The organism is Mesorhizobium sp. M1143, from assembly GCF_040318435.1.
GTDB lineage: Bacteria > Pseudomonadota > Alphaproteobacteria > Rhizobiales > Rhizobiaceae > Mesorhizobium.
In genome coordinates, this window is the sequence record NZ_JAMYMJ010000030.1 from 14121 (window position 1) to 34554 (window position 20434).

Sequence of the window (20434 nt, forward strand, 5' to 3'; positions counted from 1 at the left end):
AAACCGAGACGCCACGAATGAAGCCATCAGCGTGTCCATGGTCTCAGCACATTCCATTGGCGGGTGCTATCGGCCCAGTGAACCACCGGCAAAACCAGCCGCTGCAGCGTGGCCGCCGCACCTGCTACCGCAAGGGCGGCAAGCGAGCCGCGCGGAACGGTGTCGGCGAGATAGGTGCGCGCGGACTGGAAGCTCATCTGGCCGATCTGCAGCACATCGTCGCCGCGCATGTAGTCGAGTTCCTTGCGGCAGAACTCGTTAAAGGTCTCCTCGCGGTGCTTGGCCGCCTCATCGAAGGTTTTCTTCAGATCGTCCGAGCCGCCGGTATAGGCATTGGTGATGACAAAACGCTCTTCATCGAAACCGGCTTCCGGCCCGACACCGAAGACATGGCGATGGCGTGCCATGATCTGCCGCGCCAAAAGCACATGGGTGAGCGAGCGCCGTGCGCCTGCATGCGGCCCCGGAAACACATTGCTGAAGGCCTCGGCGACCATGCCGACGACGGCCGGCACCTGGGTGACACTGGAGATCCAGATCGGTCGCAGCTGGTTGCGCAGGAACATCAGGAAGCAGGTCAGGCCGTAGAGGATCCAGCTCAGCCCGCGGCTGCGCTCGTCCGAATCGATCATGACCAGACCGAGGTGCAAGACTTCATAGGGCTTGCCGGCCAGCGAGATCTCCATCAGCGCCAGCGCGTTGAAGGCGATCGGCTGCCGGTCGCTGCGCCGGTAGACAATGGTGATGATGGAATGTTCCAGCCGGCTGCGGTCACCGGAAAACACACCGTAGGTCAGGCTGCCGACTTTCAGCGTCTTCGACGCCACCAGCCGCAGATCGCTGCTCAACTGCTCCAGCTCGGCCGCCTTCATCCAGCGCCCGGGCCGCTCCACGACACGCGTCTCGTAGTCGGCGGATACGCGCATGCGCACATCCATGAACCGACCCGGCAGCAGCTGCAGAACCGCCTTGAGCACTGTTTTCCCCCAGGGCAAGAACGCCGACCGTATAGTGGCCGTCATCTACCTAAGGCGTGGTAAACCCGAGATGACAAGTCCTGGTTGTGCTTAACAAGGTAAAGCTGCAATCGCCAGCCAGTGCGGCTCAGCTTTCTACAGCAACCAGATGGCCGTTGCCGACATCGTTCAGAGCCAGCTTCAGCGGCGCCTCGCCGATCCTGCGGGTGGCGCTCGGTATCTCCTGGTCGAGGCGGGCGAAGCGGCTTCTGCGCTGGGCCGGATCGGGCACCGGCACCGCTTCGATCAGCCGCCTCGTATAGGGATGGCGCGGGTTGGAAAACACCTGGTCGCGCGTGCCCATCTCGACGATCTGGCCGAGATACATGACGGCAACGCGGTCGGAAATGTTCTCGACCACCGCCATGTCGTGCGAGATGAAGAGATAGGCGACGCCGAATTCGCGCTGCAATTCCTTCAGCAAATCGAGCACACGCGCCTGCACCGAGACGTCGAGCGCGGAGACGCTTTCGTCAGCGATGATCAGTTTTGGTCGTAGCGCCAGCGCTCGGGCGATGCAGACGCGCTGGCGCTGGCCACCGGAGAATTCGTGCGGGTAAAGCTCCATCTGTTCGGCCGACAGGCCGACACGCTCGAACAGCGCCGCCACCCGTTCCCGGCGCTCGTCCTTGGAGGCGATGCCATGGATCACCAGCGGCTCGGCAACGAGGTCGCCGACGCGCATGCGCGGATCGAGCGAAGCGAAGGGATCCTGGAAAATCATCTGGACGTCACGGCGCACCGCCTTGCGCTCGTCGCGGCCAAGACCGGAGAGATTGCGTCCGCCAATGACGATGTCGCCGCTATACGGCGCCAGTCCGGCCAGCGCCTTGGCGGTCGTCGACTTGCCGCAGCCGGATTCGCCGACCAGAGCGAGCGTTTCGTTGGGCGCGATCGAGAAGCTGACGCCCTCGACGGCATGGACGCGGCGGGTGACCCGGCCAAAGATGCCGCCACGCAGATCGAAGCGGACATGCAGGTCGTTGACCTCGGCGACATTGGCCGGCTTCAAGACGTCAATCGCATCCCTGGATTTCTGTCGACCGACACCACTGCCGATGCGCGGCACGGCAGCCAGCAGTTCGCGCGTATAGTCGGCCTGCGGGCGGGCAAAAATATCCGATGTCGTGCCTTCTTCGACCATGCGGCCGTCGCGCATGACGATGACCCGGTCGGCCATTTCGGCAACCACGCCCATATCGTGGGTGATCAGGATGACGCTGGTGCCATGCTGGCGCTGCAGGTCGCGCAACAGCTCCAGCACTTCGCCTTGCACGGTGACGTCGAGCGCCGTCGTCGGCTCATCGGCGATCAGCACGTCGGGCTCGATCGCCAGCGCCATGGCGATCATCACCCGCTGGCGCATGCCGCCGGAGAGTTCGTGCGGAAACTGCTTTAGCCGGCTTTCCGCCTCCGAAATGCGCACCGCCTTCAACGCCTCGATCGCGCGCTGGCGGGCTTGCGCCGACGACAGGCTGGTATGCGCTTCGATGGATTCGGTCAGTTGCCGGCCGATCGACAGCACCGGATTGAGCGAGGTCATCGGCTCCTGGAAGATCATGGCGATGCGGTCGCCGCGAATGCGCCGCATCTGGCGTTCGTCGAGGGTTGCTAGGTCGGTGTCGCCCCGATTCCCATCCCGAAGACGGATCATGCCTGACGAAATGCGCGCCGCTGGCTGCGGCAAAAGCTGCATGATCGCCAGCGCGGTCATCGACTTGCCGGAGCCGGATTCGCCGGCAATGCAAAGCGTCTCGCCGCGCGCCAGCGTCAGCGACAGGTTGGAGACGACATTGCGCTCGCCGTCCTCGCCGCGCACGCTGACCGAGAGGTTGGCGATGGAGAGGACGGGGGTGTCGGCGAGGGTCATTGTGGGTGGAGCCCTGCGACGGATTGGTTCCGTCGCACCATTCGCACAAACCTTGGCGCTGACCCCCACCCGGACGTCCGGTCCGACCTCCCCACAAGGGGGAGGTAGGGTGGCAGCGCTTTACCCTCCCCCTTGTGGGGAGGGTCGCTGCGAAGCAGCGGGGTGGGGGTGCGGCGCCGACGTACCGTCATTCAAACACGCAACGCGGAAAATAGAACGACACCACCCAGTTCGGCATGTCGACGATCTCGCTGATGCGCAGGTCCCCGCACACCGAGGCCAGCATATAGGCCTCGACCGGATCGATCTGATACCACCCAGCAAGCAGATCGACCATCTGCGCCACCGCCTCCTTGGCGCCGGTCATCAGATCCGGCCCGATACCCGTCGTCACCTCATAGCCCTTGGCGTCGAGATGGCGCGTCACCGGACCGGCGGTGGTGAAGCGCGGCGTCTTCAGCCTGGCGTCCTTGACAAGGTCGAGCTTGAGCACGACGTCCATCGGGCTCTCGATCGCCGTGCCGCAGACCTCGCCATCGCCTTGTGCGGCGTGCGTATCGCCGACCGAGAACAGCGCGCCGGCCACCTCAACCGGCAGATAGAGCGTCGTGCCGGCAGCGAGATCGCGGATGTCGAGATTGCCGCCGACCCGCCGTGGCGGCACCACCGAGTGAAGCCCCATCTCAGCCGGCGCATTGCCGATGGTGCCTGCGAACGGCTTCAGTGGTACGCGCGCGTTTTTCCCGAACAGCGCCGGTTCGAGCGCGGCTGCATCGTATTTCCAGATGTTCAGCGCCGGTTCCGTGAAGTCGTCGGCGAGCAGGCCGAAACCCGGAATGTTCGCCGTCCAGCCGAAGCCGGACGGTTTGAACATCTCGATCGTCACCTTGAGCGCGTCACCCGGCTCGGCGCCCTCGACGAAGATCGGCCCGGTCACCGGGTTGACCCCGGCGAAGTCGAGCTTGGCGATTTCGGCAACCGTGCTGTCGGCGTTCAGCTGGCCGCCGGCGGCATCGAGGCACTGGAACTCGATGGTCGCGCCGGGCGCCACCCGCTCGGCCGGGACAAAGGAATTGTCCCAGCCGAAATGGTGGTGGCGCCCATGGATGGTGTAGTCGCAGTTATTGCACATCTTTTACGTACACATTGTCGTAGTTGATCGGGATATGGACCGGGTCGACATAGAGGTTGTCGGCGCCGCCCATTCGGGCGGATTTCATGGTGAAGCGCTGTTCGTTGAAGACCGGCGCCCAGGGCGCGTCTTCCATCACCTTGTCGTAGATGGCGCTCCACATCTTGTCGCGTTCGCCGGCCTTTGCCGGGTCGACCACAGAATCCGCCTCGGCCGCCTTGGCGTCGAGGTCCTTATTGCAGTACCACGACCAGTTCCAGCCGCCCGGCACCGCGCCGGCGCAGCCGAGGATCGGGCCGTAGAAATTCGACGGATCGGGGAAGTCGGCGATCCAGGCCATGCCGCCCGACCAGATCATCGGCGCGCCGGCCTTGTCACCGCCGGCGGCGATGACATTGGCCTGCGCCAGCGACTGGATGCTGGCCTTGATGCCGATGGCCGCCAGGTCCTGCTGGATCGCCTGGGCAATGCGCGGGTTGGGATCGGTGTTCATGGCGAACAGCTGCGTGTCGAAACCATCGGGATGACCGGCCTCGGCCAGCAGCGCCTTGGCCTTGGCTACGTCATAGGGATAACCTTTGTAATCCTTGTCGTAGCCCGGCATCGACGGCGGCAGCGGCTGGTTGGCCGGCACGGCGCGGCCGTTGATGATCTGGATGATGCGCGCCTTGTTGAGCGCCATGTTGACGGCCTGACGCACCTTCACATTGTCGAACGGCGCCATGGTGGTGTTCATGGTGACGTAGCCGGTGTGCAGCTGACCGCCTTCGACGACGCGCGCCTTCTGCTCGGGATCGGCCATCACCTCCTGGAATTTTGCCGGCGGAATGCCGTCGCCGGGCACATCGATCTCGCCCTTCTGCAAGCGCAGCAGCGCCACGATCGGTTCCTGGCCGATCTCGAAGGTGATCTTGTCGAGATGCGGCAGGCCCTTGTGCCAGTAATCCGCATTGCGCTCGAAGACGATGCGTTGGCCGAGTATCCACTCGGCGAGCTTGAAGGCGCCGGTGCCCACCGGATGCTTGCCGAAATCGGCGCCATATTTCTCGACCTCTTCCTTCGGCACGACATGGGCGAAATTGATGGCCATGACATGCAGGAAGGTGGCGTCGGGCCGGGTCAGCTCGAACTTCACCGTGTAGGGATCGACGACGGTGACGCCGGAAAGGCCTTCGGCCTTGCCGGCAGCGACATCGTCATAGCCCTTGATCGAGCCGAAGAAGCCGGCGCCGGGGCTCTGCGTCTTCGGATTGGTGACGCGGTCGAGCGAATATTTCACGTCGTCGGCCGTCATCTCGCGGCCATTGTGGAATTTCACGCCATGGCGCAGCTTGAAGGTAAAGGTCTGGCCGTCGGGCGAAATCTCGTAGCTTTCTGCCAGATCGGGTTTCAGGTTGGTGGTGCCTGGCTCGTAATCCATCAGCCCATCGAACAGGCTCTTGATCATCGACCAGTTCTGCCAGTCATAGCCGATCGCCGGATCGAGGGTCGCAACATCGTCCTTGTAGGTGATGGTAATAGCGCCGCCTTGCTTGGCGTTGGGATCGACCATGTCTTCGGCGCGGACGCTTGTCATGCCGAGCATGAGGGCCAAGGCGGATGCCGCGACTGTGGATGCGAGAAACTTTTTCATTGTTGTGTTCCCTTTCTCTGTTTCATTTTCATCTGAGCTTGATGCGGGGATCGATGAACGGCGCGATGATGTCGGCGAGCAGATTGCCGAGCACGATGGCGAAGGCCGACACCAGCGTGACGCCCATGATGATCGGAATGTCGACGCGCTGGATCGCCTGCCACGCCAGCTGACCGATGCCGGGCCAGCCGAACACGCTTTCGACGACGACGATGCCGCCCATGAAGATGCCGATGTCGATGCCGATCATGGCGATGACCGGCAGGATGGCATTCGGCAGTGCGTGGCGGAATATGATGGCGCTGCGCGCCAGGCCCTTGGCCCGCGCCGTGCGGACATAATCCTGGCGCAGGACGTCTATCATCGACGAGCGCATCATGCGCGCATACCAGCCGGCGCCGAGTACGCCCATGGTCAACGACGGCAGCACCAGATGGCGCCATGTGCCGTAGCCGCCGATCGGAAACCAGCTTAGCCGCACGGCAAAGACGTAGAGCAGCAATAAGCCGACGACGAATTGCGGCGCCGAGACGCCGACGAAGGAGGCCACCATCAGGGTCTGGTCGGTGGCGGAGCCGCGCTTGACGGCGGCGATCAGCCCCATGCTTAGACCGATCAGCAACTCGCACAATATGGCGCCCACCATCAAAAGCAGGCTGGCCGGCAGCCGCGAGACGATGAGCTCGGTAACCTCCGAGCGCTGGATGTAGGAGCGGCCGAGATCGCCGCTGATTAGCTTCGTCAGGTAGTGCCAATACTGGACGACGAAAGGCTGGTCCAGGCCGAGCTGCTGGCGGATGTTTTCCACGGTCTGCGGCGTAGCACTGCGGCCGGCGATCTGCCGCACCGGGTCGGCCGGCAAGAGGTAGAGCAGCGCAAAAGTGATCAGCGAGACGCCAAGCAGGATGAGCAGCGACTGGATCAGCCGGCGGCCGAGATAGGCGATCATGACCGGCCCCCCATTATTCCCGGCCCCTTTGCGTCGGATCGAGGATGTCGCGCAGCGCGTCGCCGATCAGATTGAAGGCCAGCGCCAACGCCAGGATTGCGGCGCCGGGGAAGAACACCAGCCAGGGCGCGGCCTGGAAATAGGTCTGGTTCTCGAAAATGATGTTGCCCCACGACGCCGTCGGCGGCTGCACGCCGATGCCGAGGAAGGAAAGCGTCGCCTCCAGCAGTACCGTGGTGGAGATGCCGAGCGTGCCCCAGACGATGATGGTGGGCAGGAGATGCGGCAGGATGTGGCGAAACAGGATGCGCGGCGCACTCGCCCCGATGCTGCGCTCGGCGTCGATGAACTCGCGTTCGGCCAGCGACGATGTCTCGGTGTAGATGACACGCGCCGTCTGCACCCAGTTGACCAGCGCGATGACCATGGCGACGATCCACAGGCTGGGCTGAAACACTGCCGCCAGGCAGATGGCGAGCAGCAGCGCCGGGAACGCCATCATCAGATCGGTGAAGCGCATCAGCGCGCTGCCGATCCAGCCGCGGAAATAGCCTGCGGTGACGCCCACCAAAGTGCCGATCAAAAGCGCCACGCCATTGGCGACGATGCCGATGATCAGCGAGGTGCGGGCGCCGTAGAGGATGCGGGTCAAGAGGTCACGTCCGAGCAGGTCGGTGCCGAGCCAGTACTGGGCGCTGGGCGGCAGCGGCGAGCCCTCGATGGTCAGGCCGTCGAACATCTGCTCGTTGGGGTCATAGCCGGTCAGCCGGGGCGCCAGCACAGCGCCGGCAAGGACAATGGCGACGATGACCAGGCCGAGCAGCGCGAGGCGGCGTTTCACCAGCCGGCGCCAGACACCGGCGCGCGGTTTTGCCGGCATGCGCACCGGTAGATCAGGCGCGATGGGACTGGTCATCGCCGCCTTCTTCCCCCGTCGCTTCCTCGCTTGTCATTCCCACGATCCGACGCGCGGCATCCTCGACGCTGATCTGCCAGCTCATCGCCAGCGAACGCAGCTGCGCATAGGCGCGCTCGTCGTCGCTGCCTTTCGACAAGGCCGTCACCGCGCGCACGATGGTCTGGCGCTCGGCGACGCGCTGGCGCAGCGACGCTATCTCGCCGGCTAAATGTTTTCGGGCCTCGAAACTCTGTCTCGCGATCAACAGAGCGCTGTAGACGCCGGCATTGCCGACCGGCTTCAGCAGCTGCGCATCGGCCTTGTGCGACAGCGCCCATTCGATACGCCCCGGCGCCTCGGAACCGATCAGCGCCACCAGCGGCATCGGCGCCTCGCCCGGCTTCCACGGGAATTGCTCGTCGAAACCGAGATCGGCATCGAAGAAGACGAAATCGGCGGCGAGAGCTTCCGGCGGCAATTCCGGCCAGCAGTCGATCGTAGCCAGGCCGATGGCCGACAATTGCCTGGTGATTGCCTGCACCGTCGGATGCGGGCGATGCAGGATGAAAGCCCGCGCGCCGCCGAGATTGGGGATGCGCGTCCGGGTCATGACACCACTCTCAGGCGCGGACGGCCGAATGTCTTGGCGGGGTCGTAGCGCGACAGATATGGATCCGGCGCGACCTCATCCTCCTGGCTGACGACCTCGAAGAAGCCATCGGCGATCCGGCCGATGATCACCGGCAGCGTCGCGTGCTGGGAATGTGCGTCGATGGCGATCGGCCCGAGCCGGGTCGAGAAGCGCCGCTCGGCGAAGGCTTTGGAAAATTCCGCCGGGCCGGCATCAGTGTCGCGCGACAGCACGTCGGCCATCACCTGCACCGAGGCATAGGCCGAGGCCTCGAAGGACGAAGCGAAGGCAGCCGGCCGGGGCGCGAAATAGGGCCCGACCGACAGATGCCCTTTCCCTGTCTCGCCGATCGCCGGCAACTCGCCTTCGGTGAGGTTGCAGGAGATGACGGGGCAGTTTTCCGGCCTGAATGCCGCATCCTTATCGCCCAACTCGCGGTAAGCCGCCAGGAAGGCGTAGGATGAGGTGCCGATCAAATTGTTGAGGATGAAGCTCGGCCTCGTCGCCCGGATTTCCGCGATGAGCCGCGACACGTCAGTCTCGCCGATGCGCAGATAGCGCTCGCCCAGCACTTTGCCGCCGGCATCCGCGATCAGGTCGCGCGCCACGCGGTTCATCTCCCAGCCCCAAATGTAGTTCGAGCCGAGCAGGAAGCCGTTGGCGCCGAAACGCGGCACGACATGCGCCATCAGCGGAACCAGGTGCTGGTTGGGGCAGGCGTGCATGTAGACGACATGCTCGTTGGCCTCGAACCCTTCATAGGGGCAGGCATACCAGAGCATGCCGCCGGCCTTCTCCAGCACCGGGATGGTTTCCTTGCGGCTCCACGAGGTGATGCAACCGACGACATGGCGCGCGCTGCTGGTCCTGAAAATGTCCTCGCACAAAGTCGCGTAGCGATCGGCATTACTTTGCGGATCGCGCTCGACCGGAACCAGTTCGATGCCATAGCTCCGATCGGCATTGATGTCGGCGATGGCGCGCATGGCGCCCATCCGGCACGCATCGGAGACCAGCTGGTAGCTGCCCGAACGGGAATACAGGATGCCGATCTCGATACGCCGTTTCAAACCGATCCTCAGAAATGACAATGCCCCGCAGCCAGCGCCGGAGGGCGAGGCATGCGAGGCATATTTGCCGCCCGGCGACCAAGGCCGGTATTTTGCGCTAGCGTATTCGGTCCGGCGGGTCAGTCAAGCGGGAAAGTACGTGGTCATGGGATCGGCCTTGTCCGACTGATTCTAGTTCCGCAGCGTGAACATCAAAGGCGCCACGACAGCCGTCCCGGCCTTCTCAGCCGGTGGCGCGGGCACCGTCGCACCCTGCAGAATGCCGAGCGCGGCGCGATCGAGATCGGCGTCCCCCGAAGATCGTGTCAGCCGGACGGAGGTCACCTTGCCCGAAGCGCTGACGACGAAGGTCACATTTGCGGTACCCACGGCGCGCCGCGACCTTGCCGCGCTCGGGTAGCGCTTGTGCCGATTGATCCATCCGATCAGCTGGGAGTTCCATTTGCTTGCACTGACTGATGATCCACTCGATTGCGAAGCCTTTGGCGCCGACGCCTTCGCCACTGCCTTTTGATCGACACTGGCGGTCACGACCGCTTTCGCCGGCGCGGCCTTTTCCTTCTTCTCTTTCTTTGCTTTCGGCTTGGGTTTTTCGGCAGCCTTCTTCGCCTTCTCGATCGGCTTGGTCTCCACCGGCGTGGTCTCCACCGGCTTGGTCTGGGGCGGCGGAATGACCACATCCGGCGCTATGGTCGGGACGATGTCGGGCACCACCTCATCCAGCGGCGGCGATTGATCGGGCTGCTCGGCCGCTGCCGTCTCGATCGGAGCGGTCTTATCGAGTTGAGCCGCTTCCCTCTTCTCGGTGACCGGCTCCGGCTGACCGGGCTCGGGCTCTACGACGGGCTTCAGTTCGGCAACCGCCTCCTCAATCTGGTTCGGCGGCTCGGGCGTCACCACGTCGGCCGCTGAGTCCACCCGCACCGCCGGCGCCACCATCATCGGCGACAGCTCGATAGCCACAGCCGGCGGCGGGCCGCCATCGGCCATGTTGGCCAGGCTGAAGCTCTGGACGGCATAGACGATCGCGACATGCGCGCCGACAATGACAATGGCCGCAGCCGCCCACAAGCCAATTTCGCGCACGCCGGCGCGCGGCGGGTCGGCCGCGGGGGCGGCGGCGGCCAGTTGCGTCACGGGGCGGCGCCCGGGTGCGCCGCGGATGCGTCCGCCGGCACCGTCTCCAGCCCCACCAGCGCGATCTTCAGATAACCGGCGCCGCGCAGCAGGTTCATCACCTCCATCAGCTCGCCATAACCGACCGCCTTGTCGGCACGCAGGAAGATGCGGGTCTGCTTGTCGCCCTTGGTTCTGCCGTCGAGCACCGCGGCGAAAGCCTGGCGCGGCACGCTGTCATTGCCGATCGCGAGCGTCAGATCGTCCTTCAGCGTCAGGAACAGCGGCGTTTCCGGCCGGGGTGCTGGCGTCGCCGTCGAACCCGGCAGATCGACATTGACGTCGACTGTCGCCAAGGGGGCAGCGACCATGAAGATGATCAGCAGCACCAGGATGACGTCGATGAACGGGGTGACATTGATCTCGTGGTTTTCTTCGAGATCGCCATCGATAGCCTCGCGAATTCTAGCCGCCATGGCCCATCACTCCGCCGCCAGCGCGGGCGCCTGCGGCACCGTGCGGAAATCGAGATCGCGGCTGACCAGCCGTTCGACCCCGGTCGAGGCATCGGCAAGGAGCTGCCGGTAGCCGGCTATCGACCGCGCAAAGACGTTGTAGATGACCACCGCGGGAATGGCCGCGACAAGGCCCATCGCCGTGGCGAGCAGCGCCTCGGCGATGCCGGGCGCGACGACCGCGAGGTTGGTGGTCTGCGCCTGCGAGATGCCGATGAAGGCGTTCATGATGCCCCAGACGGTGCCGAACAAGCCCACGAAGGGCGCCGTCGAGCCGATCGTCGCCAGCACGCCGGTGCCGCGCGACATGCGCCGCGCCGCCGCCGCTTCGATGCGCGACAGGCGCGACGTCACGCGTTCCTTCAGCCCGTCGCCGGTGACATGGCCGAGCGCACCGGCCGAAAGGGCAGTCTCTTCCTCGGCCGCCCGCACCAAAAGCGCACCGGGGCCGCCACTGTTGCCAAGCGCGCGCCCGGCCTGGCGCAGCGTGGCGGCATTGCCGATGGCGCGCGCAGCGCGACGGGCGCTGAGCTTGCCGAAGAGAATCTCCAGCGATTTGGCCAGCCACACCGTCCAGGTGACGAGCGAGGCGAAGGCCAACCCGATCATCACCGCCTTGACGATGATGTCGGCGGCCATGAACATGCCCCAGGGCGACAGATCGTGCGGCAGCGTCAGCGATATTGCCGAAGGCTCGGCCTGCGCGGATGCACCGGGCTGGGTTGCCGGCTGTAGCGCGGTCGGCGCCGCCTGCCCGGCAGATGGCGAAGCCGGCGCGACAGGCGCAGCCGGTGCGGGCCGTTCGACTGCGACCGGGGAAGGCTGGGCCGCCGACCGGGCAGCTGCAGCGGGCACCGTCGTCACCCTGGGCTGCGTGTTTGGCTGCTCTTGCGCAGCAGCGCTGCCGGCCGACAGCATGACCGCGGCCAGCGCCGCCAACAAACCATTTCTGGACACGCTTCGTCCTCGCTTCGTCATTGCACGTACCGATCGGCTGGTCGGTGACGGGATGCGGGAACACCCGATCTCAACCCCGAAAACTCCAGCCACGGATTCTGGCTTCTCTCAAACGCGGCACAGCCGCTGGAAAACAATTCAGGCGGCCGAGTGCCCCTGCTTGACTATAAAACATGAGTTTAGTAGTCAACAAACAAGATGGCTTTTTTGGCCAACGATTGTGGGCGCGATGTCTCAACGGCACATCGTGCTGGGATCGGTCTACCTGGTGTCGTCGCACTGAGGGATGGACGGCCGCAGGGTTGCTGGGCCACGATACCGGGCAGCAATTGAGGCAGGCTGCGATGATCAAGGCGATACCGTTCGATTTCCCCTATGACGGCCGGCTGGTGCCGGCAAACACCGCGCTGCTGGTCATCGACCTGCAGGAGGATTTCCTCTCGCCGACCGGCTATTTCGCCAGGAAGGGTTATGACCCCGCGCCGCTGCGCGCCATCCTGCCGACAGTTAACCGACTGATATCAGCGGCACGTGCGGCCGGCCTCACCATCATTTACACCAGGCAGGGATATCGCGGCGACATGGCCGACATGACGCCGTACGAGAGATGGCGCCGCAAGCGGGCGGGTCTCGAAGGCACCGACGTGCTGCTGCGCTCCGGCCCCGGCTTTCAGATCGTCGCCGAGATCGACGTCGCGCCGCACGACATGATCGTCGACAAGACCTGCAACAGCGCCTTCACCTATACGGATCTGGAGCTTGTGCTGCGCGCACGCGGCATCACCCATCTGATCTTTTCCGGCTGCACGACCGATGTCTGCGTGCACACGACGCTGCGCGAGGCCTGCGACCTCAATTTCCAGTGCCTGACCATCGCCGACGCCTGCGCCAGCGGCGACCAATACGCGCATGACGCGGCGCTGCATATGGTGACGGTGGAGGACGGGGTGTTTGGTGCGCTGACGGAATCTGGCGCGGTGCTGGAGGCGCTGGAGCGGTCGAGTGGGAAAGCTGGTTAGATTACCAAAGCGAAGGCGTTGGGAACCATTTGACGCTGGAGGGGCAGCACCCCCCTCTGGCCTGCCGGCCATCTCCCCCGCAAGGAGGGAGATCAAGTGCTCAACCGCTTTCGCCACTCTCCAACGTCGAAGAGCTGAGCGATACCTCGAAGCTGCCAATCTCCCCCCTTGCGGGGGAGATGCCCGGCAGGGCAGAGGGGGGTGTGAAGGAACGCTACGAAATAGCTTTCATTCCACCCGCAAATTCACCCTGCGTGAATATCCGACCCGCCCCGCGAGGCAAACGCGCCGGGCTGCGGCACCTCCGCCTCCCGGCGTGCCAGCGAGTTGCGCAAGAGCGCGATCGTCTCGCGGCCGACGCTGGCGATCTCGCGCGGCCGGTCGACACCGACGATCATGAACTCGCTGATGCCCAGCGCCGCATAGGGCAGCAGCGACAGGGCGATCTGCGCCGGTGGTCCGGAAAGTTCGACCGCCTTGTGGCCGACGGTAGAGGCGCCACCCTCCGAGCGGACCCGGACCGGAAGCGCAAAACGCAGCTTGCCGGCGCGGCCATGCTCGGCGGCGGCGCTGCGCGCCCGTTCCATCAGCTGGCGGATCTCGTCGAGCGAACCAGCCGTGAGTTCAAACACGTCGGCATGGCGGCCGGCGACCTTGAGCGCGGTGCCGGACTGGCCACCCATGCGGATGATCACGTCGACGCCATGCGGCCCCTTGCGCGGCACATAGCCACCCTTGATGCTGTAGAATGCACCTTCATGGTCGAAGGGCCGGTCGTTCGACCACAGCCGCTTCAGCAGCACCAGATATTCGTCGATACGCTGCCAGACCACGGTGTGGCCGACCGGACGCGTCTCGGCATCGTCGTCATCCAGCGGCTCGCTCAGCATCCTCAGCGCCAGCCGGCCGCCGCTCCTGGCGTCGAGCGCCGCCAGTTGCCGCGCCGCAACGGCTGGCGCGATCACGCCGGCCCAGTGCGTCAGCACCACTTCCAGCGACGAGGTGCGGTCCAGCGCCTGGGCGGCGATGTCCATATTGGTCAACAGCCCGGCCGGGTCGTCGACGACGATGTTCTGGAAGCCGGAATCCTCGATCAGCGACAGCTTGGTCGCCGTCTCGACGAAATCATAGAAGAACGGTACGGCCGAACCGGCATCGGCGGCGTGCGTTTTACCGGGAACATGCGTGAACTCGATCGGCATTGCCATCTCCTCCATCACGTTGGATGTATGTCGCCCCCGGTTTTGAGACGACGACATGCGTAAAAACAAGCATCAGCGCCAAAGCGCGTCCGCGTTCGGTTCATCAACTCCGGTCACTCACTGAAAGCGCTAGGTCGCCACCCTTTCGGCCTGATCGGTCAGGGAATCAAGCCGAGCACGACTGCCCCGGTGAACACGAACGCAAGGGCAAAGACGAGATAGGCGAAAGCGCCGGCATAGGCCGGGCGGAAAGCCTGGCTATTGGCCAGCCTCTGGCTGGTGCGGTCCGTCTCGGCGTTCTGGATATAGGACATATCGACCTCCGTCTTGCGGATTAATCTATAAAATCAGTAGACTTTGTCGAGTGCTATTTTTTGGAGATATGTAGAATGATTTTCTCAGTATTCCTTATTATTTGGTTTGGCATTGCTGGGAGACCCCCTGTTGGAGACAAGCGAGCGACAAGCTTGGCCGACGTCTGCATAGGCGATAGCATCGCCATTCCGGCGTAAATGCGGATTATTTCGATCGGGAACGGGGAACAGAACATGGGTACAAGACTAGCCGGCAAGATTGCAATCATCTCGGGCGGCGCGACCGGAATGGGCGGAGCGGCCTCGGAATTGTTCGCCGCCGAAGGCGCCAAGGTGGCGATCATCGACCGCAATGGCGAGGCGGCGGCAGCCACTGCGGCGGCGATACGCGCGCGGGGACATATCGCCGAACACTGGGTGGCCGACGTCTCGGACGAGGCGCAGGTCGAGGCCGCAGTGAAGGCGGCGACTGCCAGGCTCGGCCCGGCCACGGTGTTGTTCAACCATGCTGGCACCATCGTGATAAAGCCGTTCCTGGAGACGACGGTGCAGGAATGGGACTGGCTGCATGCGGTCAATGTCCGCTCGATGTTCCTGATGACGCGCGCCGTGCTCCCGGGCATGATCGCTGCCGGTGGCGGTTCGATCGTCTGCACCTCGTCGATCTCGGCTGTGGCGGCCACACCCATGGAGGTGCTCTACGACACCACCAAGGGCGCCTGCCACATGTTCGCGCGCGCCATCGCAGTCGAATTCCGCGACCGCAACATACGCTGCAACGCCGTCTGTCCCGGCTTCATCCGCACGCCGCACGGCCTGCGCGAGGTCGCCGATCTCGGCAAGCTCGGCGTCGACGTATCGGACGCCGCATTGGCCGCACAGCAGGGCCGCATCGGTGAGCCTGAGGAAGTGGCCAAGGCAGCGCTGTACCTCGCCAGCGATGAGTCCAGCTTCGTTAACGGGACGCATCTGTTTGTCGATAATGGTTTTACGGCGATGTGAGTATCCCAGGCTTGGCGCCCTTCCTCTCCCCCGTCGGTCGGGGGAGAGGAAGGGCGCCAAGTCCTACTCGCTTACCGCTCTTCTCGTCGAAACGGCTTCAGCAGCGCCGACGGCGCAACCGCGTTGCGTGACATCACGGCCATCGCGACGATGGTGAAAATGAACGGCAGCATCAAGAACGTCTCATAGGGAATATGCCCGAGGCCGCTCGCCTGCATGCGCAATTGTAGCGCATCGACGAAGGCGAACAGCAGCGCCGCGCCCGCAGAGCGCCACGGGTCCCAGCGGCCGAACACGACCAGCGCGATCGCCACCCAGCCACGGCCCGACACGACACCAAAGGTGAAGGCGTTGAACTGTGCCATGGTGAGGAAGGCGCCCGCAAGCCCCATCAGCGCACCGCCGAGGATGACCGCCTGGAAGCGCGTGGCGATGACGCTGACCCCAGCGGAATCAGCGGCGCGCGGGTTCTCGCCGACCATCCGCACCGACAGCCCCCAAGGCGTGCGGTAGAGCACGAAAGCAGCGAGCGGGATGGCAATGATTGCCAAGTAGACCAGCGCAAAGTGGTTGAAAACCGCTGACCCCAGAACCGGAATATCCGACAGCAGCGGGATCGGCACCGTCTGAAAACCCTTGATGCTGGGCGGCACCGATTGCTGGCCGAAGGTCAGACGGTAGAGGAAATAGGCAAGGCCGGACGAGAACAAAGTAACGCCGATGCCGCAGACATGCTGGCTGAGGCCGAGCGCCACGGTGAACAGCGCATGCAGCGCACTCATCGCCATGCCGGTCAACACCGCGGCCAGCACGCCGAGCCACAGGCTGCCGCTGAGGCTGGCGGCGGTGAAGCCGGTCATCGCGCAGAGCAGCATGATGCCTTCGATACCGAGATTGAGCACGCCGGCCCGCTCGGAGAACATCTCGCCCAGCGTGGCAAATGCCAGCGGCGTGGCGATGCGGATAATGGCGGCGAGGAAGCCGACCTGAAAGATCTGTTCGAACACCGCGCTCATAAGGCGGCACCGACGCGGCGGATGCGATAGGCCGTGAACAGCAGCGCCACCAGCATGGCGAGCAGCGCCGTGCCCTGGATGACATCGCTGAGGAACGCCGGCACGCCGGTGGCGCGCGACATCGCTTCGGCGCCGGTCATCACGGCGGCCAGGAAGATCGCCGCCGGTACGACGCCGAGCGGATTGAGCCTGGCCAGCATGGCAACGACGATGCCGGAATAGCCATAGCCCGGCGAAATGTCGCTCATCACCTGGAAATGCACGCCGCCGACCTCGCCGACGCCGGCAAGCCCGGCCAGCGCGCCCGACAGCAGCGCCGTCGAGATCAGCACCCGCTCGACATGTATGCCGCCATAGCGGGCGGCTTCCGGGCTTTCGCCGGTGACCCTGATCCGGAAGCCGAGCGTGGTGCGCACGATCAGGAACCAGATCAACGGGGCCGCGATCAACGCGGCGATGACACCCAGATGCAGCCTTGTGCCTTCGAGCAGCACCGGGAAATTCGCCGAATCCTCGATCGGCGGCGAGATCGGATAGCCGCTGAACGAGTCCTTCCACGGCCCCTCGATCAGCGCCATCAGCGCATAGTAGATGACCGAGTTGAGCAGCAGCGAGCTGACGACGTCATCCACCTTGAATTTGACCCTGAGCGTCGCGGGCACCAGCGCTACCGCGGCACCGGCAGCAGCGCCCGCCAGCGCCATCGACAGGATCGCCAGCGCGCCCGGCATTGGGATGGCGCCGACGAAGCAGCTGGCCACGGCGCCGGCCAGCAATTGGCCCTCGGCGCCGATGTTCCAGAATTTGGCCCGGAAGGCGACGGCCACAGCCAGCCCGGTGAAGATCATCGGGGCGGCGCGCACCAGCGTTTCGGTGATGGCATAGCTGTCGCCGAACGAGGCCGACAGCATCACGCCATAGGCCTCAAGCACGCCGGCGCCTGCCAGCGCGATGAGGCCGCTGCACAGGACCAGCGCTGCGCCGATGGCCAGCAGCGGCAAAGCGAGATTGAACCAGGCGGGGGTGGAACTGCGGGCTTCGAGGCGGAACATCAGCTATGCCCCTCCGCCGCCCAGACGGTCGCGCCGCCCTTCATCCGCCTGCCGGCACCTTCTCCCCGAATAGACACGGGGAGAAGGGATCCGGGCCCTATGCAACTCCCCTCTTGCAGCTGTGGTGATTGGCGAAACCATGGGTGAGAGCCCCTCTCCCCGTCTCTATACGGGGAGAGGATGCCGGCAGGCAGGTGAGGGGCAGCGCTGACGCTTAAAGTCAGCCAAAAGCGGGCAGTATTATTTGAGGTTTCTGCGAGGAACCGAGTGAGAAAGTCCATCTAGGCTCTGCCCTCCGCCCCGGTCATCAGCAGCCCAAGCCGCGCGATGGTCGCATCGGCGCTGTCCAGCGTGCCGGCGATGCGGCCCTCATACATCACCGCGATGCGGTCGCAGAGCACCAGCAGCTCTTCGAGATCCTCGCCGATGACGATGATCCCGCAGCCCTTGGCACGCATGTCGAGGAATTTTTCGTGGATGAAGCGGGCGGCACCGATGTCGAGGCCGCGCGTCGGCTGCGAGACGATCAGCACCTTCGGGTCGAAAGCCAGTTCGCGCGCCAACAGCGCCTTCTGCAGATTGCCGCCCGACAGCGCGCCGGCGCGGGTCATCGGCCCGGGGCACCTGATGTCATAGGCCTTGATCTGTTCTTCGGCGAAGGCGCGGATCGCATCTGGCTTGAGCAGGCCCCGGCTGCTGAAAGCCGCAGTACCAATGCGCGGCAACACCATGGAATCGGCGAGCGGCAGATTGGTGACCAGCCCGGTCGTCATACGGTCTTCCGGGATGCGGCCAAGGCCGAGCGCCTGCACCTCGCGCGGGGAGAACCGCGTCACAGGTTTGCCGGCTATCGTCATCACGCCGGCGTCGGGCGCGCGCGTGCCGGAAATCACCTCGGCCAGTGCCCGCTGGCCATTGCCGGAGACCCCGGCAATGCCGAGGATTTCGCCCGCGCGAACGGCAAGCGATACATCGCGCAGCGGCGTCCCCGAATGCCGTGAGGTGGAAATACCGTCGAGCGTCAGCACCGCCGCGCCTGGGGTCGAAGGTCCTCTTGCCGGCGGCACGATCTCATGGCCGCACATCAGCTGCGCCATTTCTGCCGATGTCGTGTTCGCCGGATCGTCGACACGGCCGGCGACGCGGCCGTGCCGCAACACGGTGCAGCGATGGGTGAGCGCCCGCACCTCGTTCAATTTATGCGAGATGAAGATGATGCCGAGCCCCTGCGCCGCCATCGAGCGCAACGCCGAAAACAGCCCGTCGACCTCGCTCGGCGCCAACACCGCCGTCGGCTCGTCGAGGATCAACAGCCTGGCGCCGCGAAACAGCGCCTTGACGATTTCGAGCCGCTGCTGCTCGCCGACCGACAGCGCGGAGACAGGCAGGTTGGGGTCCAGCGTCAGCCCATACTGACGGCTGATGTCGGACAACCGGGCAAGTCCGCCGGCGCGGTCGATGCGGCCGGATTTGCCGGGAATGCCAATCAGAAGGTTTTCCAGGACCGTCAGCCTTGGCGCCAAATGAAAATGCTGGTGCACCATGCCGATGCCGGCGGCCAGCGCATCGGCCGAACTGGTGATCCGCACGGTCTTGCCCTGGATAAGAATTTCGCCGGCATCGGGCGCATAGGCGCCGAACAGCACATTCATCAGCGTCGTCTTGCCGGCGCCGTTTTCGCCCAGCAGGCCGAGGATCTCACCTGGGGCGACGCTTAGATCGACAGCCTCATTCGCCTTGACGGCGCCGAAGCTCTTGGTGATGCCGCGCATTTCGATGAGAGGGGCGGACAAGGATGCTCCTGCGGAGATACCCCTCCCCCTCGAGGGGAGGGTGCTAGCGAAGCGAGGCGGGTGGGGTCACCTCAACTGCCTCAACCCATGACTTAGCAGGATGGAGCACTTCGCGGAGGACCCCACCCGGCCCTGCGGGCCACCCTCCCCTCAAGGGGGAGGGGGTGCGCCGAGCTAATCCGAAACCGGCGTGTTCTCATCCACATCCACCCGGAAATTGCCTTCCAGGATCTCGGCCTTCTTCTTCTCGACCAGATCCTTCACATCCGCCGGCAGCGTCTTGTCGAATTTATGGTAGGGCGCCAGGAACGACCCGCCCTTGGCCATGCGCGAGAAATCGCCATAGTCCTGCGCGGTGAAGACACCGGCCTTGACCAGCTTGATCGCCTGCTCGACTGTCGGATACATGTCCCAGACCGGCCCGGTTATGACCGTGTCGGGGCCGAGGCTCGACTGGTCGGACATGTTGGAGATGGCGAGGATCTTCTTGTCCACCGCCGCCTCGATGACGCCGAAGCGCTCCGCATAGATGACATCGACGCCGGCATCGATCTGGGCGACCGCCGCTTCCTTGGCCTTGGGCGGATCGAAGAACGAGCCAATGAAGGCGACCTTCTTCTTGATGTTGGGATTGACCTCCTTGGCGCCGGCAAAGAAGGCGTTGACCAGCCGGTTCACTTCCGGAATGCCCATGGCCGCCACCGCGCCGATCGTGCCCGACTTCGACATCTTGCCGGCGATCATGCCGGAGAGGTAGGCCGGCTCGTGGATCCAGTTGTCGAAGACGCCGAAATTGGGCTCGGCCGGCCCGGCGCCCGAGCCGAACAGCCATGCCGTCTTCGGGAACTGCTTTGCCGTGCGGCGCGATTCACGCTCGGCGGCGAAGGCGTCGCCCAGCACCAGCTGATACCCGCCTTGCGCATATTCGCGCATGACGCGGCTGAAATCGGCGGTCTGCACCTTTTCCGACCATTTGTATTCAATGCCGAGTTCCTTCTCGGCCTTCTGAAGGGCGACGTGGATCTGGTTGTCCCACGGCTCCTCGATCGGCGTGGCGAAGATCGCCGCCACCTTCAGCTTCTTGTCCTTGGCGAGGGCTGCACCCGGCAGCATGGCTGCGGCCAGGCCAAGTGCGCCGAGTTCCAGCACGTCGCGCCGCGACAGGCCGGTCGATTGCGATTTGTTTTTCCGGTTTTCCATCTAGTGCCCCTCTGTTTGACAGCCGTGTCGAGCCGGCTGTTCCGAAATC

At 64.6% G+C, this 20434-nt stretch carries 19 protein-coding genes; 2 read left to right on the top strand and 17 right to left on the bottom strand.

Annotated features, from left to right (window positions below; translation table 11 throughout):
* Positions 1-26 precede the first annotated feature (26 nt).
* The 11 genes from NKH35_RS19805 to exbB all read right to left on the bottom strand — a co-directional run bounded on the left by NKH35_RS19805 (position 27) and on the right by exbB (position 11787).
* The gene (locus NKH35_RS19805) at positions 27-977 is read right to left on the bottom strand and encodes a hypothetical protein (protein WP_352915949.1); all 951 of its coding nucleotides are present in this window, start codon (positions 975-977) and stop codon (positions 27-29) included.
* 127 nt (positions 978-1104) lie between these two features.
* A complete protein-coding gene (locus NKH35_RS19810; protein ID WP_352912307.1) occupies positions 1105-2886 on the bottom strand; it encodes an ABC transporter ATP-binding protein in 1782 nt (593 codons plus the stop codon).
* Positions 2887-3073: 187 nt separating this feature from the next.
* On the bottom strand, positions 3074-4018 hold the full coding sequence (locus NKH35_RS19815) for an acetamidase/formamidase family protein (RefSeq protein ID WP_352915952.1): 945 nt from the start codon (positions 4016-4018) through the stop codon (positions 3074-3076).
* Entirely contained in the window at positions 4008-5651 is a 1644-nt protein-coding gene (locus NKH35_RS19820; protein ID WP_352915955.1) for an ABC transporter substrate-binding protein, read from the bottom strand. The genes NKH35_RS19815 and NKH35_RS19820 overlap by 11 nt, the downstream gene beginning before the upstream one ends.
* A 28-nt stretch (positions 5652-5679) precedes the next feature.
* Positions 5680-6600 carry an ABC transporter permease gene (locus tag NKH35_RS19825; protein ID WP_023668591.1) on the bottom strand — a complete coding sequence of 307 codons (921 nt, stop codon included), beginning with the start codon at positions 6598-6600 and terminating at the stop codon, positions 5680-5682.
* A 13-nt stretch (positions 6601-6613) separates the two neighbouring features.
* Complete coding sequence (locus tag NKH35_RS19830; RefSeq protein ID WP_023668590.1) at positions 6614-7516, bottom strand: ABC transporter permease; 903 nt, start codon at positions 7514-7516, stop codon at positions 6614-6616.
* A complete protein-coding gene (locus tag NKH35_RS19835) occupies positions 7494-8108 on the bottom strand; it encodes an ANTAR domain-containing response regulator (RefSeq protein WP_352653433.1) in 615 nt (204 codons plus the stop codon). Before NKH35_RS19835 ends, NKH35_RS19830 begins: the two co-directional genes overlap by 23 nt.
* Entirely contained in the window at positions 8105-9199 is a 1095-nt protein-coding gene (locus tag NKH35_RS19840; protein WP_352915960.1) for a transporter substrate-binding protein, read from the bottom strand. Before NKH35_RS19840 ends, NKH35_RS19835 begins: the two co-directional genes overlap by 4 nt.
* A 171-nt stretch (positions 9200-9370) precedes the next feature.
* The gene (locus NKH35_RS19845; RefSeq protein ID WP_352915963.1) at positions 9371-10336 is read right to left on the bottom strand and encodes an energy transducer TonB; all 966 of its coding nucleotides are present in this window, start codon (positions 10334-10336) and stop codon (positions 9371-9373) included.
* Positions 10333-10791: a TonB system transport protein ExbD gene (gene exbD / locus NKH35_RS19850; protein WP_023726082.1), complete on the bottom strand. Its 459-nt coding sequence runs from the start codon at positions 10789-10791 to the stop codon at positions 10333-10335. The genes NKH35_RS19845 and exbD overlap by 4 nt, the downstream gene beginning before the upstream one ends.
* A 6-nt stretch (positions 10792-10797) precedes the next feature.
* A complete protein-coding gene (exbB, locus tag NKH35_RS19855; RefSeq protein WP_352915966.1) occupies positions 10798-11787 on the bottom strand; it encodes a tonB-system energizer ExbB in 990 nt (329 codons plus the stop codon).
* A 344-nt stretch (positions 11788-12131) separates the two neighbouring features.
* On the opposite strand from exbB, the gene NKH35_RS19860 reads away from it, so the two are divergent.
* Positions 12132-12806, top strand: coding sequence for a cysteine hydrolase family protein (locus NKH35_RS19860; RefSeq protein WP_352915969.1), 675 nt, complete (start codon positions 12132-12134; stop codon positions 12804-12806).
* A 245-nt stretch (positions 12807-13051) separates the two neighbouring features.
* On the opposite strand, the gene NKH35_RS19865 is transcribed toward NKH35_RS19860, so the two are convergent.
* Both NKH35_RS19865 and NKH35_RS19870 read right to left on the bottom strand, forming a co-directional pair.
* Positions 13052-14008 carry an LLM class flavin-dependent oxidoreductase gene (locus NKH35_RS19865; protein ID WP_023726079.1) on the bottom strand — a complete coding sequence of 319 codons (957 nt, stop codon included), beginning with the start codon at positions 14006-14008 and terminating at the stop codon, positions 13052-13054.
* 158 nt (positions 14009-14166) lie between these two features.
* Positions 14167-14322, bottom strand: a complete 156-nt coding sequence (locus tag NKH35_RS19870; RefSeq protein WP_023670454.1) for a hypothetical protein — start codon at positions 14320-14322, stop codon at positions 14167-14169.
* 234 nt (positions 14323-14556) lie between these two features.
* Here NKH35_RS19870 and NKH35_RS19875 point away from each other — a divergent pair, with 234 nt between their 5' ends.
* Entirely contained in the window at positions 14557-15324 is a 768-nt protein-coding gene (locus NKH35_RS19875; RefSeq protein ID WP_023686096.1) for an SDR family NAD(P)-dependent oxidoreductase, read from the top strand.
* 71 nt (positions 15325-15395) lie between these two features.
* On the opposite strand, the gene NKH35_RS19880 is transcribed toward NKH35_RS19875, so the two are convergent.
* The 4 genes from NKH35_RS19880 to NKH35_RS19895 form a co-directional block, all read right to left on the bottom strand.
* Positions 15396-16340: an ABC transporter permease gene (locus NKH35_RS19880; RefSeq protein ID WP_352915972.1), complete on the bottom strand. Its 945-nt coding sequence runs from the start codon at positions 16338-16340 to the stop codon at positions 15396-15398.
* A complete protein-coding gene (locus tag NKH35_RS19885; RefSeq protein WP_023683937.1) occupies positions 16337-17392 on the bottom strand; it encodes an ABC transporter permease in 1056 nt (351 codons plus the stop codon). The genes NKH35_RS19880 and NKH35_RS19885 overlap by 4 nt, the downstream gene beginning before the upstream one ends.
* Positions 17393-17673: 281 nt before the next feature.
* The gene (locus NKH35_RS19890; RefSeq protein WP_023747356.1) at positions 17674-19185 is read right to left on the bottom strand and encodes an ABC transporter ATP-binding protein; all 1512 of its coding nucleotides are present in this window, start codon (positions 19183-19185) and stop codon (positions 17674-17676) included.
* Positions 19186-19359: 174 nt separating this feature from the next.
* Complete coding sequence (locus tag NKH35_RS19895; RefSeq protein WP_023694458.1) at positions 19360-20385, bottom strand: BMP family protein; 1026 nt, start codon at positions 20383-20385, stop codon at positions 19360-19362.
* Positions 20386-20434: the final 49 nt, after the last annotated feature.